The following is a 13,591-nucleotide window of genomic DNA, read 5'->3' on the forward strand; positions in this document are numbered from 1 at the left end:
AGTCCGTCCCGCCGTTGTGCGCCTCAGCGCCGCCGGTGAAGGGGGTTCTAAGGTTATACCAACAAAGCCGCAAGCGCTTTTTTCAACTTTCCGCAAAAACACACCAACTTTCTCAAAAACTCAACAATATCAACACCCTAAACAGAACACCCCAACACACAAAAACAAGAAATCAAACAAACACAGCGCATAATTCAAGCAAACCGACACTTATCCACAGACTCAAGGCAGACTCACCGCAAGACTCACCAAAGACTCTCACCGCAACACCAAAAACAAACACGCCTTAACCAAACAAATCCCGCCAAAAAACACGTCGGTAATACGTCTGTTTCGCAGCTGCATCGCAACGGTGCTCAAATACGGCAGGAAAGATGCCGTTTCTGAACGGTGAACACAGCGGGCCACGGGGTTGCCCCCTACCCTTTGTACGCCCGGACTTTGGCTTTGGTCAGGGTGTAGCCCACTTCCGCAAGGCCTGTAGACGTGGCGGCGGTGTCAAACAGCCCGGTGACCTCCACCGGGTCAAACAGGTCGGTGATGCCATAAGGCTTCTTGGCCGTGACCAGGACCAATTGATTGGCTGGCGGCGGCGGAACGTGGATGCAAGCACCGACAAAGGGCGCAAGAATGAACTCGGTGACGCCAGACGCGCCAAAATCTAAAGGCACCACAAATCCGGGAATACGCACGGTTTGGCCATTATACGCCTCCGTCACCGCGCGGGCTTCTTCCTGATCAAAGCCGGTGGTCAACTGGCCGTGCTCCACGACCCCCATGCCACGCAGTTGGTCCAACAGCTTTCCGGTGTCCCCAGCGGGCACAAGATCTTTCCAATCCAGGTCCACCACATCCGCAGCGGTGGCTGGCACCACACCTGTGGCAGTGAGCGCTGCGAAACTGGCCAGGAAGCGGCGGCGGGATGTCATGGGGAAGCTCCTTTGAGGTCTGTTGGTCCTTAGGCCTTAGTGTTTCACCTGCATGCCATCCGCCAGGGACAGGAAGTAGGCGCGGATCGCAGGCAGCAGACTCACAATGATGCCCGACAAGATCACGCCACACAGCACCAGCCATTCTCGCGGACTTGGCGGGGTGATCTCTATATAGAGACCAAATGCGGCATCGATGCGCGACCGCGCAACCCACAATCCTGTGTAAAGCAGGCCCATGCCCAACGCGACAGCGGTGAGACTCATCAGCGCGGCCTCGGTGGTGAGCAGGAGCATAACGGTCCATGGTCGCGCACCAATGGCGCGCAGAAGTGCCATTTCCCGACGACGTTCGTTGAGGCCAGAGAAGATCATCGCGGCCATGCCCAGCAAAGCGGTGATCACCACCATAACCGAGACCGCCACCAAAGCAGACTCCGCCACGCCAATCAGGCTCCAGAGTTCGCTGAGCGCGACGCCCGGCAAGATGGCCAGCAATGGCTCTTGCGCGTATTCATTGATCCAACGCTGCAGGCCGAAGATTTGCAGGCGTGTGTTTGTGCCGATCATGGCAGCGGTCACCGCCTTGGGGGTGAGCTGCATCTGGCGGACTTCATCGGCGCTGATGGTGTTTTGCGCGCGCCCGCCACCCTGCCAGTCAATATGAATGGCCTCGATCGCCTCCAAGCTGACAAAGACGGTGCGGTCCACGGGTGTGCCGGTTTTTTTGAGCACACCGGAAATTTGGAAGGGTTTGTCGTCATGTTCTGTGAACGAAGCCACGCCGTGGCTCACAACAATCTGATCACCCAGCTGGTAGCCCAGCGCGGCGGCGACATCTGCACCCACCACCGCATCAAAAAGATCGGAAAACGCAGTGCCGTCCGTAAAATCCACAGACCGTCCACCCCGGTACTTGTAGCGCTCAAAAAACTCCGGCGTGGTGCCCAACACCCGAAAGCCGCGATGGCTGTCACCCAACGAGAGCGGCACGCTCCAGTTCACTTCTGGACGGTTGGCAATGTCCTGATAGCTTTGCCAGGTGACATTGTTGGTGGCATTGCCCACGCGGAACACTGAATAGAGCAATAACTGCACACCGCCGGAGCGCGCGCCAACAATCAGGTCAGTGCCGGAAATGGTATCGGCAAAACTGGCTTTGGCTCCGGTGCGCAGTTTTTCGACTCCCAAGAACAGCGCAACGGAGAGCGCGATAGCAAAAATCGTCAGGCTGACCGTCACCGTGCGGCTGAGCAAAGATTTCAGGGCAAGGCGCAGCAGGATCATGACGCGCGCCTCTTGGTTGACGCAATGTCAGCCAGATCCAAAGTGCGATCAAAACTATTCGCCAATCTGGCGTCATGGCTGACCATCACCAACGTTGCGCCCGCCTCCTCAGCCTGGGCCATCAAGAGATCCAAAAAGGCGGTCTGGCTGTTGGCGTCCAGTGCGGAGGTCGGCTCGTCTGCGATGATCAATTGTGGGCGACCGATAAGCGCACGGGCGGCGGCAACGCGCTGTTGCTGCCCAATGCTGAGCTCGGTTGTTTGTGCATTTAACACCAGTTGATCATCCAACCCCAAAGCGGCGGTCAAACGCAGCGCCTCGTCTTGGGCGTTGCCCAGACGCTTGCGGCGCTCAGGCGCAAAGGAGAGTTGCAACAGGATGTTTTCCAGCGGCGAGGCATAGGGCAGCAAATTGAACATTTGAAAGATCACGCCGATGCGCTCCGCGCGCAGCCTATCCCGTGCCGAGGGCCGCAAAGCCGCAAGGTCGACCCCATCCACCACCACTGTGCCGCGTTGCGGTTGGGTGATGCCACAGATCAGGCTGAGCAAAGTGGATTTCCCAGTGCCACTTTGCCCCAGCAGGAAAAGCTTCTCGCCCTCAACCACATCGAGATTGGGCACGGACAGCGTGAACTGCGTCCGACCTTGCCAGGTGAAGGCCACATCTTTGAGTTCTATTGCGGCCTTCATCTGTGTCTTATAGCCCGGATTTTAGTTAAGTGTTACAACCGGCGCGGCGGCGGTTGCCTCCACCTTACTGGCCCCGGCGTCGGTCACAAGCTGAACATCCAGCTCTTTGGCATTTGGAAATTGCACAAAGTATGTGAGCTCGATGCTGGTCAGCTCCGCAGGGTTTGCGCAGGTGAATTGATAGTCTGCGTGGAACTCACTGTGGTTTTCTTCGCCATGATCGTCGTGATCGTGGTCATCATGATCCTCATGGCCCTCGGCTGCGTGATCATCATGTTCGTCATGATCTTTTTCATGGTCATCATGGTCCGCATGGTCATCAGCATGCTCACCGTGGTCGTTGTCCCCGTGGTCATCATGGTCGTCATCATGATGTTCGTCTTCGCTGTGCAGGTCTGCCTCAGCACTGGTTACCGTGCAGTTTGCGCCATCCGGCATGCCAAAGAGAGTCAAGGGATCAGAAAGCTTGGCAAGACCTGCCTCAATTGCCGCTTTGTCTTCATCCGATTTTGCGGTGTACTCAAACCCAACAATGTCAAAACCCGGTGCAATAAGTTCGATCACCAGCACGTCCCCGTCCACCGCAATGTTCAAACCGCCGTGACCGTGCTCATGGGCGCCAAGTGCGCGCGTCTCTTCGCTCACCGCAGGCGCAGCTAGAGCAATCAATGTGGAACACAGCAAAGCCTGCTTGAATGTCATGGGAGGTCTCCAGGATTAAGGCAAATAGGAACATCTAGTTCGTTATGTTATTATATATCAAAATGCAAGCGGGAGATGTGTACTTTTGGGGCAAGAAAGCGCCAAGACAACTCCAAGCCTAGGCCAATCGGCTCAGCCTCTCCGTGTCGGTGGCAATTATCTGTCACAATTGGAGGGGCAGCTTTCCCCGAAAAATCAGATTACCAGCGCGATTTGGGCATCAAATTGCCATCCCTACTTATATCGGAAAAGATCCGATCTATTCTGGAAACACTCTTTCAAACTCTGCCCGCAGACGTTTGAGATGGGCGCCCCATTGGGTCTCGGGAGCGTTCTGAATCGCCTGAAAGGCATGCCAAAGATCCATCCACCCCAGCACCGCTGCGGAGCCTGACAAACGGTGCGCCTCCAGTCTGTCAGGTTGTGTGAGAGGGTCGGACTCGTTTTTGTCCTTAAGGAACAGGGAAATTTCATCCAGCGTTTCCTGCATGGCTGCGGTATATCTCTCAAGTCCAAACCGTTTCAAAAACTCTGGCTCTTCTTGAGGCCAGCTTGTGCTGGTCAGGTTGACGCCTGCCACACCAAAGGTCTCTGCAAGAGTGCTGTGGATTGCGGCCCGGCGCACAGGCTTCAGGATTAAACTCTGAAAATCATGCGCAAGTATCGCCTCGTGATCGGAAGTTGACGCGTGAGCGGTCACCGCAATCGCTGGTGTTGACGTGTTGCGGACTGCCGCACCTCTGATCCGCTTCAGCGTTTCAAGACCGTCAATCCCCGGCATACTGATGTCCAACAGCAAGACATCAAATTCCTGCTCCGCACAGAGATCAATGGCATCGTACCCGTTGCTGGCTTCATGCGAGTAACCGCCAAGTTCACGCACAATATCGACGAGGATTTCGCGATTGATGTCGTTGTCATCCACAACAAGGGCCTGAAACCCCTCAGGAAGGGCAGGCAGCGACTGAGCACCGGTGTTCGCCGGGATGTGCGCATCGTCAACAGGCGGCAACGGCAGCCTGAAAGTGAACAAACTCCCCTCTCCCAACAGACTATCCGCCTCCAATTCCCCGCCATTGCGCTCGATCAGTCGTTTGGTGATTGCAAGTCCCAGCCCAGTGCCCGAGTTTTCACGATCAAACGAAGTGTCGATTGTGACAAACTCTTCAAAGATCCGACTGAGGTTTTCCGGCGCAATGCCAACCCCGGTATCAGCCACACGAAACTCAATGAAGTCCGTACCAGCCAAACGCTCAACTTCTATTGCCACAGACCCGCCGCGCGTGAACTTAAGCGCGTTGCCTACCAAGTTCACCACGCACCTTTGCAATGACCCACGATCCCCGGTGACCGGTCCCAAATCTGGTGTCAGAAAATCGACGGACAGCGCATTTTGAGACTGGGTGGCATTCCCTTGCAGACTTTCTACAACGTCTTGAATCAGCTCCTTCAGATTGAACGGGGCTTGCTTTGGCATCTCTTCCGCAGAGCTCAAAGAAGACAGATCAAGCACGTCATTTACATGGGAGAGCAACAGCTCACCAGAAATCCCAATTGAAGCAAGATGCCGCTTTTGCACATTACTGAGGTCTGATTGATCCATCAGCTCAAGTGACCCAAGGATGCCGTTCAAGGGCGTGCGCATTTCGTGGCTCATAACAGTGAGAAGGTTGGATTTGGCTTGCTCACCAACCTGCGCCTTTTCAAGCGCGTCTTTGAGGTCCTCTTCGGCTTTTAGTTCGCTGGTGATGTCGCGCAGGAAAGACACAAACACTGTTTCACCACTCGCTTCAGATAAAGAGATAGACAGCTCAACAGGGAACACTTCCCCACCTTTTCGCATCCCTTTAAGACGAACACGTCCAGCGCCAATGACCCTTTTTTTACCGGTTCGGACAAACCGTTTCAGCCCCTCACGATGTGCTTCTCTCAGTTCTTCCGGAATGATTAGCTCTGACATGTCCTCGCCCAGCGCTTCCTCGCGTGTATAGCCAAAAACTGTCTCCGCAGCGCCATTGAACTCCACTATATTGCCACGCGTGTCCGCCACCAAAACTGCATTCAGTGAAGACGATACAACGGCCTCAAAACGCGCCCGTGCCTGTTCTCTTTTTTGTGACGCCCGTTGGCCTTGGCGGTAAAGCTGGATCAGACTGGCCAGCGCCAAAAACAGCACCGCAATCAATGCGGTCAGACCATATGCCAAGCGCTGCAATGTGACCGAGAGACGATTTCGATCTGTGGTTTCCTGAGTGGTGAAGTGGTCAACACCCGCCAGCGCCAGAGCCCGGACTTTGGGCCGCAACGCGTCTATATTTGAAAGCATCATTGGCAGATAAGCTCGCAGCCTCTCATCCGATCCGTCAATTCGCGGAATGCCACTATCCAAAAAGCCTATGGCCGCCGCCGTACTTTCAGACACAGTGGTATCTTCAGCCAAGGCCGAAAAAAAAGCGCTTTGTCGGGTGGTCGTGATGCGGCTGTAGAAGATATCAAAACGTTTGCGGACTTCGCCAAGCCCGGCAGCGTCATCCGCTTGCGCTGACAGCACCGCATTCTGCAGCCTGAGCAACTCCACCTCAAGCTGAGACATGGTCCAGCTCACATCATCGTTTTGCGCCGTAGACAAAACCCGCAAGTCGGCAAACACTGTCCGGCCCAGACCACCAACCAATAGCAAGCTTGCCAGAAGCAAGCCTGCAAAAAGGACAAACGGCCATCTGCCATTCATAAGGAGGTTCCTGATGTGCGTGATGGGGGCCTCAAATCACTCATCGGCAACCACCTCAATACGATCGAGCTGCCAAATACTGCGGGAATAATACTCTTCTGTTTTATAGGTGTCGTTACCTGCGAATGGGTAAACGATCCACAAAGGGCCTTTGTCACGCAAGGACATTTTTTCACCGTTGCGCAAAAAGGCAATGATGGGGCCGTTCTCAACAGCGTCAGATGTTGGGATAGAGACGGTGTAGTCGTTTGCGGCTGTCGCCAAAAGGGTGCCATTGCTTGCACCGACATGGGTGAGCAAATCAGACAGGGAAACACCTTCAAATATCTGCGTTCCTTCAGTCCAAATGGTGTCCGTTTCAAACTGCGCCAAAGGCAACGCGCGCAGGTCATTTTCTTCAAACTGCCATAGGGAGCCTTCGGAGGCGTCGGCGACATCGCCGGTGACAGTCAGAATGGTATCGGACATGGCTTGGGAGGCCACCATTGCAAACAGAATGACACCGGTCAAAACGCTTGGCGTGGAGGGGGTGGCGAGCAGTTTTTTGAAACGTTCCATTGAGACACTCCGGTTGATTGTATGGCGTACCTCTTTTTGCCCCAAACGCTTGGACCACCGGTTTGGGCATCGGGTTAGGCGCCTAACCTTTGGTATAGTTTGGCTGACCCTTCGCGGCGGGTTGGTCATCTGATGCACCAATGGATTTTGCAAAAACTATGCGAATTTACGTGGAGTTATCCTGTTGATGCTCAAATTGGCGCAATGGGTCACAAGGTCAAAAGGAGTTTGGTATGTCGCAGGAATTGCAACAAAGTCAGGGTGTCACGACTGGTTTACAATCGCAGGGCCACGTAGGGTCCTCCCACAACCCTAGAGTAGGACGCCCCATTTCCATGCGTATTTTGTTGGCCGATGACCACGGGATGGTGCGCGAAACCATCTCTGCATATCTCACCACAGAGGGCCGCGCCGCCGTTGTAGCTGGATCAGACTACTTCGAAGCCATGAAGCTTTTGGAGCAAAAGGGACCATTTGATTTGGTGCTTTTGGACTTCAGCATGCCTGGCATGAACGGTCTGCAAGGTCTGATCGATGCCGTGGCCGCTTACCCTGATCAAGCCTTTGCCATTGTGAGTGGCACGGCGCCAAACAAGGTTGCTCAGGATGCATTGGAAGCTGGCGCAATTGGGTTTTTGCCAAAAACCATGGGCGCCAAGTCACTGGTCAACGCGGTGCGTTTCATGATTGCAGGGGAAACCTTTGTGCCTGCCAGTGTATTGGCTTCTGGGGGAGAAGCCGCAGAAAGTGATTTTGAAAAGCAGCTGAGCCAGCGTGAAAAGCAAGTGCTGTCAGGGTTGTGCAAGGGGCATTCAAACAAAGAGATTGCGCGGGAGCTGGACCTGCAAGAAGTGACAATCAAGCTGCATGTGCGCACACTGTGCAAGAAGCTCAACGCAAAAAACCGCACGCAGGCGGCCTTGATTGCAAAGGAGGCAGGCTTTGAATAAGCCCGCCTCAATTTACTGCGTTTAGAACACAAAACTATCGTAAAGCAGCGCCGTGTCATCAGCGGTATCGTGCAGCAGGAGCGTGGTGCCGTTGCCAAGCTGAAGTGCAACGTCGTCACCGGTGATGCTTACCTGACTGCCAAACCACGCCGCATAATCACTTTCGTTGTTACCAAGATCCACACGGCGCAGATCCAGGCGATCTCCGTCTGCGATCGAATAGTCCAGAATGCTATCTTGCGCACCGTCCAGGTCATCGCTGCGGAAAATGAACGTGTCCGCACCATCGCCACCAGAGGCCACATCACTGCCCGAACCGAGATATAGCCGGTCACCACCTGCGCCTCCATCCAACGTGTCATTCCCTGACGCACCGCTGAGGTAGTCGCGCCCTGCACCACCGGACAACACATCATTGCCGCTGTCGCCGCGCAGGCTGTCCCGACCTTCACCGCCAATGAGTACATCGTCGTTGACCCCTCCGCGCAGGTTGTCGTCACCCGCGCCGCCGTCAAGGGCATCATCGCCGGAACCGCCAGACAATGAGTCATTGCCAGCCTCACCGTTAAGAGCATCGTGTCCGGACCCGCCCACCAGTTCGTCCGCATCACCACCGCCATTCAGCGTGTCGTCGCCGCTACTACCGGAGAGTTGGTCGGCACCCTGATCTCCGGTCAGGCTGTCGTTGCCCGAGCCACCCTGCAACTGATCCGCTCCGCCGCCGCCAGACAAGGTATCATCGCCAGATCCACCGCGCAGAACATCCACTCCGCTGCCGCCGGAGAGTTCATCATCCTGACTGCCACCAGACAGCGTGTCATCACCAGCGCTGCCAAACAACACATCCGACCCTGAGCCACCGCTCAGCACATCGGAGGCTTCCCCCCCATCCAAAGTGTCGTGTCCTGCTGAGCCCTCAAGCGTGTCGCTGCCTTCGCCACCGAGTAAAACGTCATCATTTTCAGGCAACAGGTTGCCAAACTGATCGTAGCGCAAGCCGTCGCTGTCATATTGGGACACAATTGTGCTGTTCCCATCCGGCCCATCGCCGCCATGCAGGTAGTCATCGCCGTTACCGCCCGACAGCGTGTCGCCCAGCCCGCCACCAATCAGATCGTCTTCACCAATGCCGCCTGCCAGCGTGTCGTTGCCGGCATTGCCTTCGAGCAGGTCATCATAGGTCAGTTCACCTTCGGTGGTGGCAACCAGCTCCAGGTCACGCAGCAAAACGGAGGAAGACAGATCGACCGCCACAAAAGGATTTTCGGCGGTGGGATCTGCGGCGCCATCATTTGAGTAAGAACTTGGCGCTTCGGTGATCAACACGAGGCTGGCCTCGCCAGACGTTGGGTCTATGACCACTTGGTAGATGCCGCCACTGTTTCCGGTGGCATTGTTCATGTCGTGGTCACCTGAGTTTCCGCCAACAAACAAGTTGCCGTCTGCATCCATGATTGCCGCCCCAAATGTAACCGCGGGAACACCGTCCAGAGTGACGCCATCTACAACCGTTGAGGTCACGGGCACCAAAGTGAATTCCGGTGTGCCGCTGGAGATGTCCGCGACCAGAAGAATGGTATCCGCCCCTTCGGACGGTGGACGGGCAACGCCGTAGAAACTCTGTGTATTTGCGTCAAAAGCCACGTCATACACCCGATGGGTGACCAGCTCGCTGGGTAACTTGTGAACTGTGACCGCTGGATTGCCGTTTGCGTCCAGCTGATCCACGTCGATCACCGCAATACGGTCCATACTGGATTGGAAAGACCATAGGTTGCCTTGATCGTCAAAATCGCCGGTCCAGGACCGATAGGGCGTTTCGCCAATCCGGTAGCTGTTGCCTTGTGCGTCCAACATGATCAGGTCAGACCGTTGAACGGCATTGCCAAGACTGTCCACGCCGGTGCCAACCGCAATGGCGTACAGCAGATCGTCTTCTGCGTTGTAGCCCATCGAGTTCACATTGACGGTGCCAGCAGCTCCGGCAACCTCATAGGTCTGCGTTGCAACATCAAAGACGTGCAACGTTCCATTCAGCACCTGGTAGAGATTGGCTTGCCCGTCTGCAAAGGCGGCCACTTCGACGATCTGCCCGCCGATTTCCATCTCTCGAGCGTAGTGGAAAATCGGCCCGGACGTATCAATTGGCGGACCTGAATTGGGACCGTCAATGGAGCGCAAAGTGATGTTTGTTGCTTCCCCTGCTGCCGTGAAGCTGGCGTTGAAACTGTTGTAGGCGCCGCTGTCTGTTGAATAGGTGCCCACAACCTCGCCGTTGATAAGCACTTCAACCGTCGCACCCGGCTGCCCCGCTGCAAAGTTGGCCGCCAAGTCAAAGGACAGGTTGTACACACCGCCCTCTTCGGTTGTGATGGTTTGGCTCATCTGCTGATGCCCGCCATCCAAACCCGAAACGGACCAGTTTCCGCTGTTGGCATAGTCCGAGAACCCGGTGGCGCCGGAGGTGCCCTCCAGGAGGTTCTCGTCCTCATAGTCGCCATAGAGGGCGTCGTTGCCGGCACCGCCGGTGAGGCTATCGTCACCGGACAGGCCAGTTATGTGATCGTCAGCAGAGGAGCCATCGAGCAGATCAGAAAGACTCGTTCCGGAAAGAAGATTAAAATTGCTTGGTGGCATGTCGTGTCCTCACGTATGTCTGAAAAGATTGAAAAGTGGGGTGATCACCAGCCGATGCCGTTGATCGCGAGATCCTGTGGCGCGGCGTCAAACAGGCGCACAACATCCACCACGGCCACCTGTTTGTGGCGCCGCACAGCATCTCGGTAGGTGTCATTGGCATGGCACACGATCACCGCGTCGGCTTCTTCCATGACACTGTCCACATCCTCCCGAAGCATATCGGTCAGACCTTCGGCCAGTGTTGCCAGACCCTGGCTGCCATATTTGGTGTAGCTCGCCAGCCCGTCCAGAGGCGTGTCTTTGGTCACTGCCTCATCATGCGCCAGCAGCTCAACGCCTTGTTGTTGCAGCGTCGCCATGGCCTCCAGAATTGGGCTTTCACGCAGGTCGTCTGTACCCGGCTTGAATGCCAGTCCCAGAATGCCAACCCGCTTGGCCCCGGTTTTCAGGACCATCTCCACGGCCTGCTGAATTTGCTCCGTATTGGACTGCTCCAGCGCGCCGATCATGGGAAGGTCCACTCCCAAAGTGCTGGCCACATGCTGCACCGCGCGCACCTCTTTTGGCAGGCAGGAGCCGCCGTAGGCAAAGCCCGGTTTCAGGTAATAGGCTGACAGGTTGAGCTTTTGATCCTGCGTGAAAATATCCATCACCGCATGACTGTCCACCCCAAGGGGTTTGCACAAACGCCCAACCTCGTTGGCAAAACAAACCTTGGTTGCGTGCCAAACATTGTCGACGTATTTGATCGTTTCGGCCACTTCGATGGTGGTCAGGATGGGTTTGTCGTCCACCGGCGCATAGATGCGGCGCATGATCTCTGCCGTGGCAAAATCGGTGGTCCCGATCACGGTTTTGGGCGGGTTGTGGAAATCATCAATCGCCACCCCTTCGCGCAGAAACTCGGGATTGAAGCAGATGCCAAAATCGCGACCAACCACCTTGCCGGACACAGCTTCCAAAATCGGTGCCATGACCTTCATCGTGGTGCCTGGAGGGATGGAGCAGCGCATGGCAAACACATGAAAGCCGTCTTTGTCGCGTAACCCCTGAGCCATCGCGTCAGACGCAAGTTTGATGAAGTTGTAGTCACACCCTCCATCTGCGGCTGTGGGTGTTCCCACGGAGACAAAGGTCACATCCGTGTCAATCACCGCTTGGCGCAGATCATCTGTTGCGCTGATCAAGCCGCCTTCAACACCGGCAGACAAAGTTTCGGTGAGTTGATCTTCGTGGATCGGGCTTTGCCCGCGGCCAATTTGGTTCACTTTGGTTTGATCCAAATCGACCCCAACCACCCGGTGACCCAATGATGCCAGGCAGGCGGTTGACACCGCGCCGACATAGCCGAGACCAACAACGCTGATGCTGGATTTTTGACGTAGGGCTGGGACGACAATCTCTGCGTCCTGCGGCGAAAACTTACGGTATTCCATAAAATTGTCCTCCTGGTTGAATCCAGATTAGAGGAATGTTTTCATAAAATTTTCCGGTATTCGGTCATCTCGAGAGCCCTGAGGGTCAGTTGGCTATCCTTTCGAGAGTCCAAAATTGTGGCGTCCCAAAACGACAAAGCCTGCATGGTTTCCCATGCAGGTTTGCCACGTCCGCCGATCGGGGTGAGCTGAAATCCTCGACGGACGATCCGGGGGGATTAGGCCACTTCCGCGCGGTGGTAGATGTCTTCGTAGCGGATGATGTCGTCTTCACCAAGGTAACAGCCGGACTGCACTTCAATCAGATGCAAGGGTAGCTTTCCGGGGTTTTCCAACCGGTGCACTGCTCCAAGAGGGATGTAGGTGCTTTCGTTCTCTGTCAGCAGTTTGACGTCTTCATTCACGGTCACTTTGGCAGAGCCATTTACGACAACCCAGTGCTCAGCGCGATGAACATGACTTTGCAGGGACAACTTAGCGCCAGGCTCGACCATAATGCGTTTCACTTGGAAACGAGGCCCCAAGGACAGGGTTTCGTAGTACCCCCACGGGCGGTAACAACGTTTGAATCCGTCCGCCTGTTCGGCCCCTTCGGCACGCAATGTCTCGACCACGTGTCCTACCTGGGCGCTTTGACTGCGGTCTGCGATCAAGATGCCGTCATCTGTGGCCACTGCCACCACATCTTTCAGTCCCAAACCAACCAGCTTCACATCCGGGTTTTCGGATTTCAGCAAGCTGCCTTCACAGTCAATCGCCAAGGCATTGCCGACGGAGACCGTGCCTTTTGCATCCGCGTCACCAATATCTTTGAGCGCCTGCCAACTGCCCAAATCTGACCAGCCACAAGCCAGCGGCAATGCCGCGCACTCTTGCAAATTTTCCATGATGGCATGGTCAAACGAGATATTGGCACATCGTTTGTAAGCCTCCGCATTCAACCGGGTGAACCCCAGATCTTCCTCACCCAACGCCATCGCCGCCTCCGCAGGGCCAATTAGCTCCGGCGCGTGGGTTTCAAAAGCCTTCAGAACAGTGTCCACGCGAAACAGGAACATGCCGGAGTTCCACAGCCAATTGCCGTCTTGCAGCATAGTGGCAGCGGTTTCAGCATCTGGCTTCTCCGCAAATTGCGAAATCATCAGTGCGTCATCATTCCCGCCCTCCACGCGGAGATAGCCATATCCGGTGGCTGCATGGTCCGGCTTGATGCCTAAAGTTACGATCATGCCCTTTTGCGCCACCCGCGCGGCTTTGGAGATCACTTCTCGAAACGTCGGATCATCTGTAATCTGATGGTCGCTTGGCAGCACCAAAAGAACCTTTTCCGGGTCATCCTTGTGCACCAGGGCAGCGGTCAGCACGGCTGGTCCCGTGTTGCGCCCTTCTGGCTCCACAATCAACACGCCGCAGGCAACCTGCATCTCAGCCATCTGTTTTTGCGCAATAAAGCGGTAGTCTTCGCCAGTGATCACCGTTGGCTCCGTGAACTCGGGCGCGATCACCCGATCTACCGTGCGCTGAAACAGGCTGGGACCGTCCAAAAGGTTCGCGAACTGTTTTGGAAAACTCTTGCGCGACACGGGCCATAGGCGTGTGCCGGATCCTCCAGCGAGAATAACAGGTGTGATCATGAACTCGTCCTTTCCTGGGTTGCTGAATTCAG

At 55.6% G+C, this 13,591-nt stretch carries 11 protein-coding genes; 2 read left to right on the forward strand and 9 right to left on the reverse strand.

Annotation, left to right across the window (positions count from 1 at the left end; genetic code table 11):
• Nucleotides 1-193: hypothetical protein (locus tag QOL67_RS00005; RefSeq protein WP_283423898.1), on the forward strand; the 193-nt coding region annotated here is incomplete at its 5' end.
• Between the two features lie 226 nt (nt 194-419).
• Here the strand turns inward: QOL67_RS00005 and QOL67_RS00010 are convergent.
• The 6 genes from QOL67_RS00010 to QOL67_RS00035 all read right to left on the reverse strand — a co-directional run bounded on the left by QOL67_RS00010 (nt 420) and on the right by QOL67_RS00035 (nt 6,899).
• A complete protein-coding gene (locus tag QOL67_RS00010) occupies nt 420-929 on the reverse strand; it encodes a DUF3299 domain-containing protein (protein ID WP_283423899.1) in 510 nt (169 codons plus the stop codon).
• Nucleotides 930-965: 36 nt separating this feature from the next.
• A complete protein-coding gene (locus tag QOL67_RS00015) occupies nt 966-2,213 on the reverse strand; it encodes an ABC transporter permease (RefSeq protein WP_283424737.1) in 1,248 nt (415 codons plus the stop codon).
• Nucleotides 2,213-2,908, reverse strand: a complete 696-nt coding sequence (locus tag QOL67_RS00020) for an ABC transporter ATP-binding protein (protein ID WP_283423900.1) — start codon at nt 2,906-2,908, stop codon at nt 2,213-2,215. Before QOL67_RS00020 ends, QOL67_RS00015 begins: the two co-directional genes overlap by 1 nt.
• Before the next feature lie 21 nt (nt 2,909-2,929).
• Entirely contained in the window at nt 2,930-3,610 is a 681-nt protein-coding gene (zrgA, locus tag QOL67_RS00025; RefSeq protein ID WP_283423901.1) for a zinc uptake protein ZrgA, read from the reverse strand.
• 259 nt (nt 3,611-3,869) lie between these two features.
• Nucleotides 3,870-6,341 carry a PAS domain S-box protein gene (locus QOL67_RS00030; protein WP_283423902.1) on the reverse strand — a complete coding sequence of 824 codons (2,472 nt, stop codon included), beginning with the start codon at nt 6,339-6,341 and terminating at the stop codon, nt 3,870-3,872.
• Nucleotides 6,342-6,377: 36 nt separating this feature from the next.
• A complete protein-coding gene (locus QOL67_RS00035; protein ID WP_283423903.1) occupies nt 6,378-6,899 on the reverse strand; it encodes a putative pterin-binding protein in 522 nt (173 codons plus the stop codon).
• 335 nt (nt 6,900-7,234) lie between these two features.
• Here QOL67_RS00035 and QOL67_RS00040 point away from each other — a divergent pair, with 335 nt between their 5' ends.
• A complete protein-coding gene (locus QOL67_RS00040) occupies nt 7,235-7,849 on the forward strand; it encodes a LuxR C-terminal-related transcriptional regulator (RefSeq protein ID WP_283423904.1) in 615 nt (204 codons plus the stop codon).
• Between the two features lie 21 nt (nt 7,850-7,870).
• Here QOL67_RS00040 and QOL67_RS00045 read toward each other — a convergent pair whose 3' ends face one another.
• The 3 genes from QOL67_RS00045 to QOL67_RS00055 all read right to left on the reverse strand — a co-directional run bounded on the left by QOL67_RS00045 (nt 7,871) and on the right by QOL67_RS00055 (nt 13,559).
• Nucleotides 7,871-10,486, reverse strand: coding sequence for a DUF6923 family protein (locus QOL67_RS00045; RefSeq protein ID WP_283423905.1), 2,616 nt, complete (start codon nt 10,484-10,486; stop codon nt 7,871-7,873).
• A gap of 44 nt (nt 10,487-10,530) precedes the next feature.
• On the reverse strand, nt 10,531-11,925 hold the full coding sequence (locus tag QOL67_RS00050) for a nucleotide sugar dehydrogenase (protein ID WP_283423906.1): 1,395 nt from the start codon (nt 11,923-11,925) through the stop codon (nt 10,531-10,533).
• 218 nt (nt 11,926-12,143) lie between these two features.
• Entirely contained in the window at nt 12,144-13,559 is a 1,416-nt protein-coding gene (locus tag QOL67_RS00055; RefSeq protein WP_283423907.1) for a mannose-1-phosphate guanylyltransferase/mannose-6-phosphate isomerase, read from the reverse strand.
• Nucleotides 13,560-13,591: the final 32 nt, after the last annotated feature.

Origin of the sequence: Shimia sagamensis (assembly GCF_900182745.1) — a bacterium.
GTDB classification, from domain to species: Bacteria; Pseudomonadota; Alphaproteobacteria; order Rhodobacterales; family Rhodobacteraceae; genus Shimia; species Shimia sagamensis.